Here is an 18192-nt window from a genome sequence, read left to right as displayed (position 1 = left end):
TCGGGCTCGACGTCGGCGGACTCGTACCCTTCCCCCATGCGCCCACTGCGGTATTCCATCAACATCACGATCGACGGCTGTGTCGACCACACGGCCGTGACCCCGACCGAGGCGATGCATCGGCACTCGGCACAGCTGCTCGCCGACGCCGACGCGCTGCTCTTCGGCCGGGTGATCTACGAGATGATGGAAGCCGGATGGCGAGAGGTCGCCAGAAACGACGAGATGCCCGACGGCAGGCCCGAGTGGATGGTGCCCTTCGCCCACGTCATCGACCGCGCGCCGAAGTATGTCGTCTCCGACTCGCTCACCAGCGTCGACTGGAACGCAGAACTGATCCGTCGCGACGACCTCGAGTCGACGGTCCGCGAGCTCAAGGCCCAACCCGGCAACGGGCTGGCCACCGGAGGCGTCACGCTGCCGCTCGCCCTCGCCGAGCTCGACCTCATCGACTCCTACGAGTTCATCGTCCATCCGAGGATCGTCGGCCACGGCCCACGGATCTTCGAAGGGATCTCGCAGCACGTCGACCTGCGTCTCGTCGAGCGATCCGAGCTCGACACCGACATCGTCGTGCTCCGTTATGAGCCGGTCCGGTAATCCACAGAACCTCGTTCGCTCTCGGCGTAGCCCACGTCACCATTTGCCGGAACATGCCCGTGTCCTGCGGAGTTGTAGCTGTCAGATCCCCGCCGACACCTGTTTTCGTTGCGACCTGTGCAGACGTTAAGTGCAGGTGCACTCCTGTTGACCACTACAGTGGAAGCCAGGCTGGTCGTCGTATATCGACACCACCGCAGTTGTCGCCAAGAGGCTTGAAGACATCGACGGCCGGGGCGCTAGCAATGTGAGGGAGAACAATGTTCGAACGGTTCACCGACCGCGCACGCCGGGTTGTGGTTCTGGCCCAAGAAGAGGCGCGGATGCTCAACCACAACTACATCGGCACCGAGCACATCCTCCTGGGGCTGATCCACGAGGGTGAGGGCGTTGCCGCCAAGGCACTGGAGTCGTTGGGGATCTCCCTCGAGGGCGTCCGCAGCCAGGTCGAGGAGATCATCGGCCAGGGTCAGCAGGCGCCGTCGGGGCACATCCCGTTCACGCCGCGTGCCAAGAAGGTCCTCGAGTTGTCGCTGCGTGAAGCGCTGCAGCTCGGCCACAACTACATCGGCACCGAGCACATCCTGCTCGGCCTCATCCGCGAGGGCGAGGGCGTTGCCGCGCAGGTCCTGGTCAAGCTCGGCGCCGACCTCAACCGGGTCCGCCAGCAGGTCATCCAGCTCCTGTCCGGCTACCAGGGCAAGGAGCCGCAGGAGGCGGGCACCGGCGGTCGTTCCAGCGAGGCAGGCACTCCGTCGACCTCCCTGGTCCTCGACCAGTTCGGCAGAAACCTGACCGCGGCCGCCGCCGAGGGCAAACTCGACCCCGTCATCGGGCGCGAGAAAGAGATCGAGCGGGTCATGCAGGTGCTCAGCCGCCGCACCAAGAACAATCCTGTTCTGATCGGCGAGCCCGGCGTCGGCAAGACCGCCGTCGTCGAGGGTCTCGCGCAGGCCATCGTCAACGGCCAGGTGCCCGAGACGCTCAAGGACAAGCAGCTCTACACGCTCGACCTCGGTTCGCTTGTCGCAGGCAGCCGTTACCGCGGCGACTTCGAGGAGCGCCTCAAGAAGGTGCTCAAGGAGATCAACACCCGCGGCGACATCATCCTGTTCATCGACGAGCTGCACACGCTGGTCGGTGCGGGTGCCGCCGAGGGCGCGATCGACGCGGCGAGCATCCTCAAGCCGAAGCTGGCCCGTGGCGAGCTGCAGACGATCGGCGCCACCACGCTCGACGAGTACCGCAAGTACATCGAGAAGGACGCCGCACTCGAGCGTCGCTTCCAGCCGGTGCAGGTCGGCGAGCCGTCGGTGGAGCACACCATCGAGATCCTCAAGGGTCTGCGCGACCGCTACGAGACGCACCACCGCGTGTCCATCACCGACGGAGCTCTCGTCGCTGCGGCAACCCTGGCCGATCGGTACATCAACGACCGCTTCCTGCCCGACAAGGCGATCGACCTCATCGACGAGGCGGGCGCGCGCATGCGCATCCGCCGGATGACCGCGCCGCCAGACCTGCGTGAGTTCGACGAGCGCATCGCCGACGCGCGCAAGGAGAAGGAAAGCGCGATCGACGCGCAGGACTTCGAGAAGGCCGCGAGCCTGCGCGACAAGGAGAAGCAACTCGTCAACGAGCGTGCCGAGCGTGAAAAGCAGTGGCGCAGTGGCGATATGGACGTCGTGGCCGAGGTCAACGACGAGCAGATCGCCGAGGTTCTCGGTAACTGGACCGGCATCCCGGTGTTCAAGCTCACCGAGGAGGAGACCACCCGTCTGCTCCGCATGGAGGAGGAGCTGCACAAGCGGATCATCGGTCAGGAAGACGCGGTCAAGGCCGTGTCGAAGGCGATCCGTCGTACCCGCGCCGGGTTGAAGGACCCGAAGCGCCCGTCGGGCTCGTTCATCTTCGCCGGCCCGTCCGGTGTCGGTAAGACCGAGCTGTCCAAGGCGCTCGCCAACTTCCTGTTCGGCGAGGACGACGCACTGATCCAGATCGACATGGGCGAGTTCCACGACCGCTTCACCGCGTCGCGCCTGTTCGGTGCGCCTCCCGGATACGTCGGCTACGAAGAGGGCGGCCAGCTCACCGAGAAGGTGCGCCGCAAGCCGTTCTCGGTGGTTCTGTTCGACGAGATCGAGAAGGCCCACTCGGAGATCTACAACACCCTGTTGCAGGTCCTCGAGGACGGACGTCTCACCGACGGCCAGGGTCGCACCGTCGACTTCAAGAACACGGTGCTGATCTTCACCTCGAACCTCGGTACCTCCGACATCTCGAAGGCAGTCGGCCTCGGGTTCTCGAAGACCGGCTCCGACGGCTCGCAGTACGAGCGGATGAAGCAGAAGGTCAACGACGAGCTCAAGAAGCACTTCCGGCCAGAGTTCCTCAACCGCATCGACGACATCGTCGTGTTCCACCAGCTCACCCAGGACGAGATCATCCAGATGGTCGACCTGATGCTGGCACGCGTCGAGACCGCACTGCGCAACAAGGACATGGCGATCGAGGTCACGGACAAGGCCAAGTCGCTGCTGGCCAAGCGTGGGTTCGATCCGGTGCTCGGTGCGCGCCCGCTGCGTCGCACCATCCAGCGTGAGATCGAGGATCAGCTCTCGGAGAAGATCCTGTTCGGCGAGGTCGAGCCGGGCCAGATCGTGCTGATCGACGTCGAGAACTGGGATGGCGAAGGCGAAGGCGAGGACGCGAAGTTCACCTTCGTCGGCTCGGAGAAGCCTCGCGAGCTGCCCGACGCTCCCGTCGAGCTGACGAAGGCAGGCGAGGGCAAGAGCGACGCCTGAGTCGAAGGACCGACAAGTCAATAGATCGACAAGTGCAGGGGCGCAACAGTAATAGCTGTTGCGCCCCTGCGCTTTATCCTCTCGGATAGTTGCCGCAGCGTCTGTCAGAAGGGCAGCGTCTGCCGAAGGGGCAGAGCGTGCCGAAAGGACATCGGGATGTTTCGACGTGGGCCCAATGCGCCGACCGCGCTGTATGAGGTCGGAGCGCAACTCGGATGGGCCACGGCCACGTCGGTGGATCTCTCGGCCATCCAGCCACCGACCCACGCCGGCGTCGATGTCCACGATCTCCGGCGACGTCACGCCCGGTGGCAGGCATGGGCGATCGAGAGTCCCGTCGGTGTGCTGGCCTCACACCTCGAGGTGTTCAACGACGAGTACGACCAGCCGGTGTACGACGTCGTTGGTCGCGCGGCTCCCGATCACACACGTGTTGCGTTGCCGCATGTCGAGATCGGATGGCGGCTGGTGCCGTACGGCAATCACCGGCTGGCCGGCCGGTTCGGGTCGCCGGGGTCGCGCAAGGTGTCGTCGAAGGGCACCGGCATGGCGGTGCGAGTGTCACGGGATTGCGACGAGGCCGCCGTCGATTCGTTGCTCGTCGACTCACGATGGACCGAGATAGGCCGTCGCGCACAAGCGATTTCGCGAACCGGACTGGCGGTGGAGATTGTCGGCAGCCGTGCGGTGGTGTTCACCACGACGGCCACGGCGCCACGCGGCACCGAGCGATGGCGTGAGCTGATCGCCGCCGAAGAGGTGCTGCACACCATTCTCGACGAGCACTGCAGATGACCGATCAGGGCTGACGTGCACGTGTCTATAGGTTGAGTCGTCGAAAAAAAATCTCGATGCGGGGGAACATGTCGGTGCTGTGGCCGCATCCAATGTAATGACAACGCAGAAAGCGTTGACGACCACCGGAGATCCACTCCTCGAAAGGACCATGATCATGGCGACTGCAAGCTACGACACCAACGGCGACGGCTACGTGGACGTTCAGCTCACCGACACCAACGGTGACGGTTACGCCGACGTCGAACTCCAGGACACCAACGGCGACGGCTACGCCGACGTGCGGTACACCGACACCAACGGTGACGGCTACGCAGACGTGCAGGACAACGACACCAATGGCGATGGGTACGTCGACACGCAGTACGCCGACACGACCGGTGACGGTTACGCCGATGTCGAGAACTACGACACCAATGGCGACGGCTACGTCGACACGCAGTACACCGACACGACCGGTGACGGCTACGTCGATACCGCCAATTACGACACCAACGGCGACGGATACGTCGACGCCAGCTACGGCGCCTAGTTGACATCACACCTAGTGCGCACACGCAGCCGCTGACTCGGTGGCGCCTACCATCGGCGGGATGAAACGAATCGCGCTCGGCGCCACTGATGTCACCGTGCCCAACGTCGTCCTCGGGATGATGCGTATCCAGGATCGCTCCGACGACGAGATCCGCGAGCTCGTCGCAGCGGCCCGCGACGCGGGCATCGACTTCTTCGACCACGCCGACATCTACGGCACAGCGCCCGCGCACGGATGTGAACAACGGTTCGCGGAGGCCCTGCGGTTCTCGTCATCGGAGCGTGAGCAGATCACGATCCAGTCGAAGGCGGGCATCGTCAAAGACGGCCCCTACTACGACTTCTCGTACGACCACATCGTCGGGGCCGTCGACGGATCATTGCAGGCACTCGACACCGACCACCTCGACATCCTGCTCCTGCATCGACCCGACGCCCTCGTCGAGCCCGACGAGGTGGCGCGCGCCTTCGACGACCTTGCGCAGGCGGGCAAGGTGCGCCACTTCGGGGTCTCCAATCACACGCCACGCCAGATCGAACTGCTGAAAAAGTCTGTGACACAACCGATCGTCGCCAATCAGCTACAACTGTCGATAACCCACGCACCGATCATCGCGCAGGGTGTTGCCGCGAACATGGCGGGCGAGGAGCAGGCGCAGACCCTCGACGGCGGAGGCGTCCTCGACTACTGCCGACTCAACGACATCACCGTGCAGGCCTGGTCGCCGTTCCAGGCGACATTCTTCGACGGAGTCTTCCTCGGTTCCGACCGCTACCCGGAACTCAATGCCGTGATCGATGCGCTCGCAGACAAGTACGACGTCGCACCGATCTCGATCGCCACGGCCTGGATCACGCGACATCCCGCCCAGATGCAGGTGGTGCTCGGCACCACCACCCCCGCACGCGTCGTCGCAGCATCGCAGGGTTCCGACATCCAGCTGACCCGTCCGGAGTGGTACGAACTCTTCCTTGCCGCCGGACACCGCGTCCCGTAGCCGCAGGCGACTGGCACCCGAATACTAGGATGTGCAACTATTTGGGAGAAGGTAGGCGAGACAGCGAGGAGTGGCACCCATGACGGATCAGCCGACGGTTCTCATCGATGTGGTCGGACGGATCGGGCAGGTAACGCTCAATCGGCCCGCGTCGATCAATGCGCTCGACCATTCGATGGCGCTCGCGATGCACGACGCGCTTCGCGCGTGGGCGAACGACCCTGCCATCGAGGCCGTCGTCGTCGCAGGTGCGGGTGAACGTGGACTCTGTGTGGGAGGCGACATCGCGGCCATCCATCGCGACGCGTCGAAGCTCTCGTCGGGTGGCGGAGATGATGCCGCGGCCGCGGAAAGCCCGTCGGGGCGCTTCTGGGCAGACGAATACCGCCTCAACCTCGACATCTCGACCTATCCCAAGCCGTATGTCGCGATCATGGACGGGATCGTGATGGGCGGCGGTGTCGGGATTTCCGCGCATGGCAACACACGCGTCGTGACCGATAGGACTCGTCTGGGCATGCCGGAGGTCGGTATCGGCTTCGTTCCCGACGTCGGCGGGACATTTCTCCTTTCCGGTGTGCCAGACGAACTCGGCACCTTCGCGGCGCTGACCGGCGGAACGCTGTCCGGTGCCGACGCGATCGTCATGGGCCTCGCCGATCACTACGTCCCGGCCGAGAATCTCGACGCCTTCCGCGACGCGATCGTCTCCGATGGCGTCGACGCCGCGGTGGCTCGGTACGCAGTGACGCCGCCGGCATCGGCGCTGGACTCCGAAAGAGACTGGATACGTGAGGCTTTCGCGGCCGACACCGTGTCGGAGATCATCGAGAGGTGCCGAGCAGTCGGCGTCGAGTCGGCCGATCGCGCCGCGGATCGAATTGCATCGAAGAGTCCTGCCTCCCTGGCCGCAACCCTGTACGCGCTGCGCCACAGGGACTCTGACCTCGCAGCGGCGCTGCGTCGTGAATACCGTGTCTCCCTGCGCTTCCTGCAGCACTCCGACATGGCTGAAGGGATTCGCGCCCAGGTGATCGACAAGGATCGCGCCCCGGCGTGGACCTCGGATCATGCGTCGGCGGCAGCGACGCTCGACGCCGTGTTCGCCCCGCTGCCCGCACGGTATGAACTTTCGCTCGACACCACAACGGTCCAGGAGGAATCGAATGTCTGACCACGAGACGATCATCGTCACCAGTGCCGACGGAGTCGGTGTGATCACACTGAACCGACCGAAAGCGCTCAACGCGCTGAACACCACGCTGATGAACGAAGTCGTGTCTGCGGCAGAGCAATTCGACGCTGACCCGGGGATCGGCGCCATCGTCATCACCGGTTCCGAGCGTGCCTTCGCGGCAGGCGCCGACATCAAGGAAATGGCCGACAAGACCTTCAGTGAAGTGGTCAGCGAGTCGTTCTTCGGTGCCTGGGACAACCTGTCGCGGCTGCGCACCCCGACCATCGCCGCGGTGACCGGCTATGCACTCGGCGGTGGCTGCGAACTCGCGATGCTCTGCGACATCCTCATCGCAGGCGACAACGCGGTGTTCGGGCAACCGGAGATCACCCTGGGCGTCATCCCCGGTATCGGCGGTTCGCAACGCCTGACGCGCGCCGTCGGCAAGGCCAAGGCGATGGATCTGATCCTCACGGGTCGCCAGATGAAGGTCGACGAGGCCGAGCGCGCGGGACTCGTCTCCCGTGTCGTCCCCGCCGCCGAATGCCTCGCGACCGCGAAAGAGGTCGCCGCGACGATCGCGGGCACGTCGTCGATCGCTGCGGGACTCGCCAAGGAGGCGGTGAACCGTGCTTTCGAGACCACGCTGACCGAGGGCGTGCGCGCCGAACGCGGCTTGTTCTACTCGACGTTCGCCACCGACGACCAGACCGAGGGTATGGCGGCATTCGTGGCCAAGCGCAAGCCGGAGTTCCGTAACAGCTGAGAAGGGTCCCGTCGCCTCGAGTGTGCCCTCCGTCATGACGGTCGACGGGTGTGGTCGCGGTGGTCTGCGCGAGGAGTATGGGAAGATCGCAGTCGTGTCTCGACGCCTGTTCCGCCGTGTGGGTATTGCCGCGGGTGCGCTTCTCGCTGCTGCCGCAGTGGTCGTGCCAGGTGTCGGCGGCGGAGACAGCACGTCCCAGGGGCCGACGATCAAGCCTGCCGTCCGCGCCTCCGCTGAGACGCCACCCGCGTACGTGGCACTCGGAAGTTCGTATGCCGCAGGCCCCGACGCCGTACCGACGCGACTGAACGTCTGCTTCCGTAGCCCGGACAATTACCCCAATCGGGTGGCCAGGGCGATGCGCCTGCGGTTGGTCGACGTGACGTGTTCGGGCGCGACGACAGAGAACATCGTCGACAAGCCGCAACGATTCCTCGCGCACAAGCAGATCGACGCCGTCACCCGCAACACCGCACTCGTGACCGTCACCAGCGGCGGAAACGACATCGACTACATCGGCCGACTACTCGCGATGAGCTGCAACAACGTCGCGAGCGGCGTCGACAAGGCGTTGGGGCCTGCCGCCAGGAGTTGTCACACCGGGCATCGGATTGCCGCAGAGCCCACGGACGCCGACTACGCGAAGGTTCAGCGCAAGTTGATCCAGACGGTCCTCGAGATCAAGCTGCGTGCCCCACGTGCGCGAGTGGTCATCGTCGACTATCCGCCACTCACCGTCGCAGGCGAGGCGGCGTGCGATCTGCTGCCACTCACGCCTGAACAGGTCGCGCAGACGGTGCGTATCTTCGACAGGCTCGCGGGCGCCACGGCGCTGGCGGCACACGAGACCGGCGTCGACCTGGTCCAGGCGTCCGTCGCCGGGGCCGACCACACCGTGTGCTCTGCGGAGCCGTGGCTGCGGGGGTTCGCTCCGCCGATTCCGTATCACCCGACGACGCGTGGCAAGGCGGGCGTCGCCGACCTCGTCGTCGCATCTCTCGGCGGTCCGGTCGCCTGACTGACGTCCCGTCCCCTGAAAGTCGATTGCCCTGAGAGTCGATGGCCCAGAGAGTCGATGGCCCAGAAAGTTGGGGCATGTGCGGATGATGGGGTCGCTCTAGGGTTTCTTCATGGCCCCGGTATCTCCGGGGTCAGGTCGGGGCCAATCCGTCATCGTCGTGCGATGTCATCGTGGATGGAGATCTCGTGGGTGCAGGTTCATGTGACTGTTGCCGGCGCTGTTGTCTGCCGAGTTCGGGTGCTCTGGGGAGGGGGCCGCGATCTCGGCAGCGTCTGCATCCGACTGTGACATTTCGACGACAGGGGACATCCCGACAGGGGACATCCCGACAGGGGTGGACGCCTCCGCCCACGACGGTCACCGAGAAGGACTTTCCGTCACCTCGGTGATTCTATGAATCCCAGGTCGGTAACACCCATCTCGGTGACTGTCGTGCGAACGCGGCCGTCGGTGTCGACTCCGATCCACTCGCATCGGTCGTCGGCCTCGGCGACCACGCTGACAGCAAATGTTCGGTGTTGCGGCAGCGCACGTATCCGGACCGCACCGTCCGCGGCTCGGCGGAGCGTGTCGATGATCAGGTCGCGCGTCGACTTGTCGAGGGGATCCGGGGCGTCACTGTCGGGGCGGTCGAGTCCGCGGTCGTCGAGCAGGCTGACCGTGACACCCCGACGTCGGGCAGCGTCGACCGCGGCGTTGATGTCCGGAGTGCACAATGCCCTGGAACGCAACAGATCTCGTAGTCGCGCCTCGGTGAGACCGCATTCGGTTCGGGTTGCGTCGTCGATGTATTCGCCGCTGCAGAGTCGCAGCAGGAGTGGCCGGGCGAGCGCGGTCACCGGTTCGAGTTGTCGAGCGCGTTCCTGGGCCGCCGCACGCGTCGCGGCGACATTGCCCGCAGCATCCGCGGTGCGTCGTCGACTGTCTGTCAGATCTCGCGCCAGCGTCCGATTGACCCGCGCGAACACGATGCCGATCGCGACGAAGCCGCCGGACGGGCCGATCAGCAGAATCCCGGGAAGTGCGTTGCCCGTCGCGGTGTACGACCACAGACCCGAAACGGCCAAGGCAACGGCGAAGCCGAGAATCGCAGCGGTCGGGCGTCCCCTCATCGCGAGCAACGCCGCCATCAGCGCCGGAGGGCCGGTGACCCACAGCGGGATCGTTTGCGTGGTGTCGGCGAGCGTGAACAGGTAGGTGGCGCACATGAGCGCGGGCACCGCGGCGACGAAGAGCCCTGGCAGCGGTCGCAGCAGGTCTGCTGCACCGCCGACCAGGAACGCGACCGCGACCGCCATCATGGCGATGATCGCCACCGGGGCCCACCAGGGAACGGAACCCGGATTGAGGGCCGCAGACACAGCAAGGACGACGATGATCGTCGAAGCGAGCACCCGAGCGGTGGATGAGCGCAGCCGGAGGGGGTCGGGGTCGTCGACGGGGACGGGCTCGGCCGGTCTGCGCCAGCCTAGAGCCAAGGTGGTGCCCCTGCCGGGAACGGAGTCGACAGTTGCCTCACCGCCGACCCGGCGCAACCGTTCTTCGACCGACATCGCGAGTCCGAGCCGCTCACGCGGCACCGCCGAGCGGTCGAAGCCGGGTCCGTCATCGCCGATGGTGACCTCGATCCCATGATCTTCCACGAGTATTCGGCAGAACCGGGTGCATTCGGGCGGAACGTGTCGAAAGCAGTTGCGAGCGGCCTCCGCGGTTGCGCCCACCAGCGCGTCCACGGCCGATTGCGGATACGTCGATCCGGCGGATGCGCGTACGTCGCTGCTCACGGTCATGCCCGGATCGTTGCGCTGTGCGGCCTCGCTGAGCCTGCCCACGACCCCGGCGGGTTCGGGGTTGAGGCCCGATGTTGTCTCACGCAGAGCGTCATCCAGTGCGACCAGCGTTGCGGTTGCACGAGAGGGGAGTTCGGGCGACTCCGGGTCTCGCGAGGCCTCGAGCAGAGTGGACATGATCTCGTCGTGGGTGATCGCCCGCGCGAGCGCGCGTTGGGCCAACCGTGCACGGGTCGCAGCGGTCTGCTCGGCGAGGGCGATTTCGGCGGCAGAGTTGCGGTCGAGTGTGGCCGCGATGCTCAGCCCGGACACGCCCAGTGCGAACGGCACGATGGCGAATGCCGCACTGCACGCGGCGTCGGTGATCATCGTTGCCGGAGACGAAACCCCTTGTGCCACATTGCCGGTGACTTTGAAGGTGACCGCGCACACGATCAGATACAGAGCTGCCGGGGCGGGCTTCCACGCGATCATCGCGCAGATCGTGCCCAACACCACGAACGGCCCGAGCCAGTACACCGTGGCGTCGTCGAGCGGCGTTCCGTTCCACGCAGGCCACCAGAGGAACTCCGCCACGAGCACACCGAGGGCTCCGAGGGCGGCCCACCGTCGGAGCCGGACCGGATTGGCCGAGATCAGGCAATGAACTCCGACGAGGACGCCCGGGAGTGCCGCACAGATCAATGCCGTCGGAGTCCACCACCACGCCGATATCGAGCGTGCTTGCGCTACTGCGGGAATCAGAAATGGAATGAACACGCAGTAGGCCGCACCAGCAAACAACCCGTAGTAGCGAAGGGCTCGGGAGACAGCTGTTCGAGACGCAGCGAAGTCCGGGGTAGGCGATCGGAGCGCAGCATTCTTCGGCAGTCGGCCCGCATCAATCCGACGGGACTCGGACACCGACCGATATGGTCGGGGGAATCGCCGTGCGTTCACCGCCCGCATTATTCCCCTCAGCGCTCATGCTGTCTTGTAGAGAGAGTATTCCGACCACTTTCTGGAAGAAGGACTATCCCATGGTGAATTCGGAAGAATCCGAAAGCCACATCGTGGTGCGGCGAATTGGCGTCATCGACGATCACGATTCGGTGATCGAAGGCCTACGGGGCTTCTTCGCGGACACAGATGACCTGCACCTGGTGGTCGGCGCGCACACCGTCGGAGACCTCCTGGCTCAGCTCACATCCGACTCTCCTGACATGGGCCTTCCACTCGACCTTGTCGTCCTCGATCTCCGGCTCGGTGACGGGTCGACGCCCGCGGGCAATATCGCGGAGTTGTCGGAAGCGGGGGTATCGACACTCGTCTACACCTCGGGAGACGAACCGTATCTGGTCCGGGATGCGGCTGGTGCAGGGACTCTCGGCGTCGTCCGCAAGAACGCGACGAAGACCGAGGTGTGCGCGGCTGTCCGTACGGCAGCGTCGGGGTCGACCGTCGTATCGATGGATTGGGCTGCGGCGCTCGACTCGGACCCGCAATTCGTCGACCTTCCCACGCGACTGAGAGAAGTGTTGGAACTGTACGCAGCGGGCGGCTCCGGGCTCACGTCGCTCGTGTCATGGGGCTCTCTCCGGACACTGTCAACGAATACATCGAGCGCATTCGTAGTAAATACCGCGAGGTACATCGCGACGCTCCGACGAAGACGGACCTCTACAAAAGAGCTGTCGAGGACGGCTGGCTTCCTATGCCGCGTCGGAATCCGCCGAAATAGCCGCCTCCGATACGGCAATTGTGTCCCCAAATGATGGGGCTTTCCAGTGATCGCAGTAGTTGGAATCGTCTGTGGTGCAGGCGCGTTCCGCCCGCGCGTCGATTGCGCACAACCCGACGCGAGGCTTCCCCATCACTGAGGAGTGGCGACGACCGAGGCAACACGATGACCCAGACGAGATGTAGCGGTTCGACTCGCAGGGTACGGGCGGCGGTGGCGGGTGCGGGGATCGGTGCTGTGTTGTGGTGGGGAGGGCAGGCGGCGATCGCTTCGGTGGCACGGTGAACTCCGACGGCAAATATGCCTTCGTCGGCGAGACGCTTGCGAACAAGGTCGTGATCCTCGACGCCGACCCCGCCAGCCCCACCTACAACCAGGTCATCGCGGAGGTGCCTGCGAATGATGCGACCGGGGCGGTCGCCACGCCGGACGGCAAGACGCTCTACGTCGCCGATCAGAGCTCGAACAAGTTGGTGAACGTGATCGACCTCGATCCGGCGAGTCCCACCAAGGGCACCGTCGTTGCGAGTATCGCCGTTCCAGGTGAGCCCGGCGGCCTGACGATGAGCCCCGACGGCAACACGTTGTATGCGACCACCCTCGACGACGTCGTTGCCATCGACGTCGATCCGCAGAGCCCGACCTACAAGCAGGTCCTCGGGACGAACGCGGTGAGCGCGAAGCCGTACGACGTCGCGCTCACCCCGGACGGCACGCGTCTGTACACCGCCAACTCCGATGACACCGTGAGTGTGATCCCGACGGGCGTCGTGACCGGAACAGCGCGCGGCTCGGACGCTGACGGAGACACACTGGCCTATTCGGTCAGTGGCCAGCCGGCCCACGGCGCGGTGGTCATCGATCCGATGACTGGCGCGTGGACCTACGCACCCGGCGTTCCGGGCTCGAGCACCCCCGACAGCTTCGTCATCACGGTTGACGACGGCCACGGCGGCGTTGCGTCGCAGACGGTCACGACCAACGCCCCCGCGGCTCGGTGTGATGTGCCGATTCACCCCGCGGAATGTCATTCGCTTGGAGGGATTCGTGTCCTTGTGGGCATCGGATCGTGGACAGGCCCCAATGTGTGACACACTAGAAGTCGGGTCGTCGAACTGACGGCTCAGCAAAACAGGAAGAGAAATTGCATGACTCAGGGCACCGTCAAATGGTTCAACGGCGAGAAGGGCTTCGGCTTCATTGCTCCCGATGACCAGAGCCAGGACGTGTTCGTTCACTACTCCGCCATCACGGGCAGCGGCTTCCGCAGCCTCGAGGAGCAGCAGCGCGTCGAGTTCGACGTCGAACAGGGCGCCAAAGGACTTCAGGCCACCAACGTGACCGCTCTCTGATTTACATCAGACACAGGTAAAAAGCCCCGACGATGTCGTCGGGGCTTTTTCGTGCCTGCTGGTTTTTTCAGACCGGCTGTTCGGTGAACTCGTCGTCGCGGTTGCGCCACTGATGCCATGCGACGATCACGGCGGAGATCGCGAGTAGCGCGCCAGTCGCGGCGAACAGGTAGCCGGCCCAGACGTCGAACGCCTCGGAGGCGATCACTCCGCCGACGATCGCGACCGTCGCGACGGCCAGCTCGCGGCCGACATTCTGTGATCGCCAGTCGAGACGATTACGACCGGTGGTGATCAGACTGACGGGGCTGCGTCGAAGTACCTCGACCACGAAGACCGTCGCCGCGACGGTGATCGCGTAGGCAAAGATCACGCGCGGAACGCCGGGCCACGACGCCGGTGCGATGGTGGGCAGCAGTGCGCTCAGCGCAAGGGGATGCGCGAGGTAGATCCCGAATGATCTGTCCGACGCCGTGCGGAGAATCTTGTCGGGGACCGACCCCGGTGTTCGACGCTGCTGCCAGATCGTGCCGAGGCAGTACAACATCATGATGATCGCGATGAATGCGTAAACGTTGTGCGGCAGGAACACATTGGTGGCGCGCGCGACGCTCGTGCCGGTCGACGTGATGTGCAGGTAGTACGCCAGCGTGGCGCCGATGGTTGCGACACAGGCCGCGAGAAGTGCCCAGCGCCAACGGATCACGAATGCCTGGAAGGCCTCGTAGTGCATGGCCGCGACACATCCCGCGAGGATGAAGAACTGATACGGGAAAATCGTGATGACCAGGTGCGTCCAGATCACGCCGCCGACGCCGTCGGCAAAGATGTCGAGCGGCGGACGAACCATGAGATACATCAACGTCACCTGGATCGCGAAGCTCACGATCAACTGGTAGCGGTGAAATCCCCACGTGCGCTTGAGGATTGCGAGGATGAGCGGGAAGAACAGATAGATCTGCATGCTCACCGACAAGAAGTACAGGTGATACATGGCGTTGCCGGTGATGAGGTCGTAGCCGATGCTCTTGGCTGCGGTCGCCATCGAATGTTGGTCGGCGACAATACCTTTTAATGTCTCCAGGCCGCCGATGCGGTATCGTCCGTACAGCCAGTAGAACAGTGTCCACGTCACGAAGGGCAGCCCGATGAGCTTGAATCGACGGCGCCAGAAGCTGATCGGCTCGAGACTGCGGTGGCGGTACTGATAGGTCAGCACGAAGCCGGTCAGCGCAAAGAAGCCGTAGCGGGTGTAACGAAGAAAGAGCTCGACGGAGCCTGCGGCAACGCTCGTCGCAGCGGTGATGCCGATCATGACGTGATCGAGGATCACGCCTCCGAATGTCACAAGCCGGACCAGGTCGATCTGATAGAGATGCTTGTCGCGCCGCGGCTTCTCGGTTAGCGACGGCTTCTCGGTCGGCGACTGTTTTTCGGTCAGCGACGGCGTGTCTGCTTTGCCGCTTTCGGAGGTGCCTTCGGGTTCTGGCAGTCGCGGCGTGGTCTGCTGGCTTACGATTGCTCACCCTCCGTTAACCCGGCGCCCGTAGATCCTGAGTCGCCCTAAATGGTGCGTTGCACCGAGGAACGGTACTCCTGCACCCTGTGATTCTTCCTGTGCGATCGCTGTCGAACCTAATCGACGTCCGATTTGCGTCGAATCGGGTAATTGCAGGTCAGCGAGTTCGCCGCCACACCACGAGACCGATCGCTGCGGCCACGAAGCACGACCCCGCGCCGACCGCGAGTCCGGTGCGCGCCCCGGCCACCTGGGTGATCGCGCCGATCAACGGTCCGCCGATCGGCGTCGAACCCATGAAGGCGACGGACCACAGTGCCATCACCCGACCCCGCATCTGCGGGCGTGAGTTGAGCTGGAGCGTCGCATTGCCTGTCGACATGAACGACACGCTGAGCCAGCCGACGAAGAACAGCGCGACGATCGCCAGCCACAGGCTGGGCGCTGCCGCAGTCACCGCAATCGTGATGCCGAACCCGGTTGCGGTCACGATCAGCGTGCGCAGGCCGGTGGTGCCGCGTGCGGCGACGATGAGACCGCCGACGACCGCGCCGACTCCCATCGACGAGGTCATGAACCCGAAGGCCTGCGGTCCTCCGTCGAAGACGTCGCGGGCGGCAACGGGAAGCGACACCTGGAACTCATACGCGAGTGTGCCGACGAGCGCCATCATGACCAGCGGAACCCACAGGATGGGTTTGCTGCGGACGTAACGCAGTCCCTCGCGGAGCTGTCCCTTGGCGCGGGGGACGGGGATCTCGTGGGAGATCTCGGTGGTCCGCATCGCCAGTAGCGAGACCACCACCGCGACGAAACTCGTCGCGTTGATGACGAAGCACCATCCGGCACCCACGGCGGCCAGGATCACGCCTGCCACCGCAGGCCCGATCGCTCGCGCGGCGTTCACCATGACGGAGTTGAGGGTGACCGCATTGCGGATCAGCGATTCGCCGACGATCTGGTGGATGAACGCCTGCCGCGCCGGATTCTCGAATGCGTTGTTGAGTCCGAGAAGTAGCGCGAGGATCGCGATCTGCCACACCGCGATCCAGCCGCCGAGCGTGAGGATGGCCAGCACCAGCGCGAGGACACCCATGATCGACTGCAGAAAGATCATGAGCAGACGCCGGTCGACGCGGTCGGCGACGACCCCCGCGTACGGCCCGATGATCAGGATCGGCAACGCCTGCAGCGCGACGATCAGACCGAGAATCGACGACGACCCGCTGAGCGTGAGCACCAACCACGCCTGCGCCGTGGCCTGCATCCACGTCCCGACCAGCGAGACGGCCTGGCCGCCGAAGTACAGGCGGTAGTTGTGTACCGACAGTGACGCGAAGACCCCGGTCGACTGCGCGGGTAGCGGCGACGTCGGGGCTGTCAACGCTGCGCGCGATTGAGCCGCCAGACGTCCGTCGACAACTTCGTCGCGAAGCCGCACCACAGCGGATACGGCGCAAGCGCGGCGCCTGCTGCGGGTGAGACCTTGGCCGTGCGCCGCGCGAGGTCGGCGCTGCTCGCCGTCAGCGCCAACGCGGTGATCGCCGACGCCCCGAGGCGGTGCGCGCCGAAGAACAGCCAGCTCCAGCCTGCGTTGAGCACCAGATTGGTGCCGAGCGCTGCGATGTATTTCTTCGCCTCGGCGGCGTCGTGCTCACTCAGATCGTCGATGCTGATCGCCGATGTCACCGCTATATCGGCATAGAGTGCCGTCCACACGATCGGGAACGCGAGATCGGGTGGCACGTACGATGGCTTGTTCAGTTTCGGATACCACGACTGCAGCGCCGAGCGAGATGCGAAGCTGCCGACGGCTGCCGCTGCGGCGGTACCAAGACCCGTTGCGAGAAGTGTTGTCAGACGCACGCCACCGACGTTACCGCCGCGCCCAACTCAATAGACTATATTGTTCGACATGAGTGCCGAGGTCCCCGCACGTCCCCGGAGACGACGACCTCGGCTGTCCGACGAGGCGGCCGAGCATGTGCGCGAGCTGATCGTCTCAGGTCAACTCGAGCCCGGACAGTTCATCCGCCCCGAGACGATGGCAGCCGAACTCGACATCTCCGCGACGCCGATGCGTGAGGGACTACTCACCCTGCAGAGTGAAGGCCTGCTGCGCGTCGAACCGCGCCGCGGTTTCATGGTTGCGCCATTGAGCGCCAACGACATCGAGGACGTGTTCGTCGGGCAATCGCTCCTCGCGGGCGAATTGGCTGCGCGCGCGACATCGCGGATGTCCGACGACGATCTCGACGCCCTTGAGAACATTCAGGCCGACCTCGAACATGCCGCTGACACAGCCGATTACGACGAGGTGGAACGGCTCAACCATGAATTCCACCGGTTGATCTATTCGGCTGCCGACTCCGCAAAGCTGTCATGGATGATCAAGGGATCGCTCAACTACGCGCCGCGCCGGTTCTTCGCCTCGGTCGACGGGTGGCCGCAGGCGTCGGCCGCCGACCATCGGGCGATCATCGCGGGGTTGCGTGCTCGCGACGGCGAGGCCGCACGGGTGGCGATGATCGACCACATCAGGAATGCGGGCCACCTCCTCGCCGCGCGGCGCTGAGTGAGGCATCGGGCTGAGGAAAACATCGGGCTGAGGAAGTCGTCGGGCTGACGAGGGACCGGGCAACGACTTACGGATTCTGTGCAATCCGCCTACGATGAGGGCATGGCGGGCCAGGACGAGACGAGTGTTGAGGTCGCGACCCGACTGTTCGACCTGTTGACCGACACGCTCGAACGCAGAACCAGAGAGCTGAGTATCGGCGGGTCGTCGACGCTGTTCAGTTTGTGGCGCTGGGGGCCGCGGCGCGCGACGAGCCTCGCCGCGCTCGAGGGTGTCAACCAGCCCGCCATGACCGCACTCATCGGCTCGCTCGAACGGTCGGGGATGGTCGAGCGTCGTCCCGATCCAGCCGACGGACGGGCATCGCTCATCGCGATCACCGACTCGGGTGCCGCCTACATGCAGGAGCGGGTGCGCGAACACGTCCACATGCTCGCAGTGGGAATCGACGCAATGTCGGAGCGTCGAAGGTCTGAATTGTTCTCGGCGACAGACGCTCTCGTCGAACTCGCCGAACGCCTTCGTGTCGACGACTAGT

Annotated in this window: 16 protein-coding genes and 1 pseudogene; 13 read left to right on the top strand and 4 right to left on the bottom strand. The window is 64.8% G+C overall.

From position 1 onward, the window contains the following. Positions 1 to 36 precede the first annotated feature (36 nt). The 8 genes from A5777_RS10210 to A5777_RS10175 all read left to right on the top strand — a co-directional run bounded on the left by A5777_RS10210 (position 37) and on the right by A5777_RS10175 (position 8692). The gene (locus A5777_RS10210; protein WP_039856284.1) at positions 37 to 600 is read left to right on the top strand and encodes a dihydrofolate reductase family protein; all 564 of its coding nucleotides are present in this window, start codon (positions 37 to 39) and stop codon (positions 598 to 600) included. A gap of 260 nt (positions 601 to 860) precedes the next feature. Beyond that, positions 861 to 3404 (top strand): ATP-dependent Clp protease ATP-binding subunit, encoded by a 2544-nt coding sequence (locus A5777_RS10205; protein ID WP_005207455.1) that lies wholly within the window; start codon positions 861 to 863, stop codon positions 3402 to 3404. 156 nt (positions 3405 to 3560) lie between these two features. After that, positions 3561 to 4199, top strand: a complete 639-nt coding sequence (locus tag A5777_RS10200; RefSeq protein ID WP_005207456.1) for a hypothetical protein — start codon at positions 3561 to 3563, stop codon at positions 4197 to 4199. Positions 4200 to 4356: 157 nt separating this feature from the next. Beyond that, positions 4357 to 4731 carry a hypothetical protein gene (locus A5777_RS10195; RefSeq protein ID WP_064862587.1) on the top strand — a complete coding sequence of 125 codons (375 nt, stop codon included), beginning with the start codon at positions 4357 to 4359 and terminating at the stop codon, positions 4729 to 4731. Between the two features lie 61 nt (positions 4732 to 4792). After that, the gene (locus A5777_RS10190) at positions 4793 to 5731 is read left to right on the top strand and encodes an aldo/keto reductase (RefSeq protein ID WP_064862575.1); all 939 of its coding nucleotides are present in this window, start codon (positions 4793 to 4795) and stop codon (positions 5729 to 5731) included. Between the two features lie 79 nt (positions 5732 to 5810). Further along, entirely contained in the window at positions 5811 to 6905 is a 1095-nt protein-coding gene (locus tag A5777_RS10185; RefSeq protein WP_005207459.1) for a 3-hydroxyisobutyryl-CoA hydrolase, read from the top strand. Further along, a complete protein-coding gene (locus A5777_RS10180) occupies positions 6898 to 7674 on the top strand; it encodes an enoyl-CoA hydratase (protein ID WP_005207460.1) in 777 nt (258 codons plus the stop codon). The genes A5777_RS10185 and A5777_RS10180 overlap by 8 nt, the downstream gene beginning before the upstream one ends. Before the next feature lie 94 nt (positions 7675 to 7768). Beyond that, the gene (locus A5777_RS10175) at positions 7769 to 8692 is read left to right on the top strand and encodes an SGNH/GDSL hydrolase family protein (protein WP_005207461.1); all 924 of its coding nucleotides are present in this window, start codon (positions 7769 to 7771) and stop codon (positions 8690 to 8692) included. 380 nt (positions 8693 to 9072) lie between these two features. Here the strand turns inward: A5777_RS10175 and A5777_RS10170 are convergent, their stop codons facing one another. Continuing rightward, a complete protein-coding gene (locus A5777_RS10170) occupies positions 9073 to 11244 on the bottom strand; it encodes a sensor histidine kinase (RefSeq protein ID WP_156527332.1) in 2172 nt (723 codons plus the stop codon). A 260-nt stretch (positions 11245 to 11504) separates the two neighbouring features. Here A5777_RS10170 and A5777_RS10165 point away from each other — a divergent pair. The 3 genes and pseudogenes from A5777_RS10165 to A5777_RS10155 all read left to right on the top strand — a co-directional run bounded on the left by A5777_RS10165 (position 11505) and on the right by A5777_RS10155 (position 13557). Further along, positions 11505 to 12205 (top strand): annotated as a pseudogene (locus A5777_RS10165) (LuxR C-terminal-related transcriptional regulator). Positions 12206 to 12450: 245 nt separating this feature from the next. Next, on the top strand, positions 12451 to 13296 hold the full coding sequence (locus A5777_RS10160; protein ID WP_156529343.1) for an Ig-like domain-containing protein: 846 nt from the start codon (positions 12451 to 12453) through the stop codon (positions 13294 to 13296). 57 nt (positions 13297 to 13353) lie between these two features. Further along, entirely contained in the window at positions 13354 to 13557 is a 204-nt protein-coding gene (locus A5777_RS10155) for a cold-shock protein (protein WP_005207466.1), read from the top strand. Positions 13558 to 13624: 67 nt separating this feature from the next. On the opposite strand, the gene A5777_RS10150 is transcribed toward A5777_RS10155, so the two are convergent. From A5777_RS10150 to A5777_RS10140, 3 genes are all read right to left on the bottom strand, one after another. Beyond that, on the bottom strand, positions 13625 to 14998 hold the full coding sequence (locus tag A5777_RS10150; RefSeq protein WP_269446997.1) for an acyltransferase: 1374 nt from the start codon (positions 14996 to 14998) through the stop codon (positions 13625 to 13627). Positions 14999 to 15233: 235 nt separating this feature from the next. After that, on the bottom strand, positions 15234 to 16460 hold the full coding sequence (locus A5777_RS10145; RefSeq protein WP_064862571.1) for an MFS transporter: 1227 nt from the start codon (positions 16458 to 16460) through the stop codon (positions 15234 to 15236). Further along, positions 16457 to 16942, bottom strand: a complete 486-nt coding sequence (locus tag A5777_RS10140; RefSeq protein ID WP_064862570.1) for a TspO/MBR family protein — start codon at positions 16940 to 16942, stop codon at positions 16457 to 16459. The genes A5777_RS10145 and A5777_RS10140 overlap by 4 nt, the downstream gene beginning before the upstream one ends. Before the next feature lie 49 nt (positions 16943 to 16991). On the opposite strand from A5777_RS10140, the gene A5777_RS10135 reads away from it, so the two are divergent. Next, positions 16992 to 17651, top strand: a complete 660-nt coding sequence (locus tag A5777_RS10135) for a GntR family transcriptional regulator (protein WP_064862569.1) — start codon at positions 16992 to 16994, stop codon at positions 17649 to 17651. Between the two features lie 105 nt (positions 17652 to 17756). Then, positions 17757 to 18191: a MarR family winged helix-turn-helix transcriptional regulator gene (locus A5777_RS10130; RefSeq protein WP_064862586.1), complete on the top strand. Its 435-nt coding sequence runs from the start codon at positions 17757 to 17759 to the stop codon at positions 18189 to 18191. Position 18192: the final 1 nt, after the last annotated feature.

It is taken from the genome of Gordonia sp. 852002-10350_SCH5691597 (genome assembly GCF_001665715.1).
Taxonomy (GTDB): Bacteria; Actinomycetota; Actinomycetes; order Mycobacteriales; family Mycobacteriaceae; genus Gordonia; species Gordonia sputi.
The sequence above is the reverse complement of the archived record's forward strand: the minus strand, read 5'-3'. Positions and strand labels throughout refer to the sequence as shown.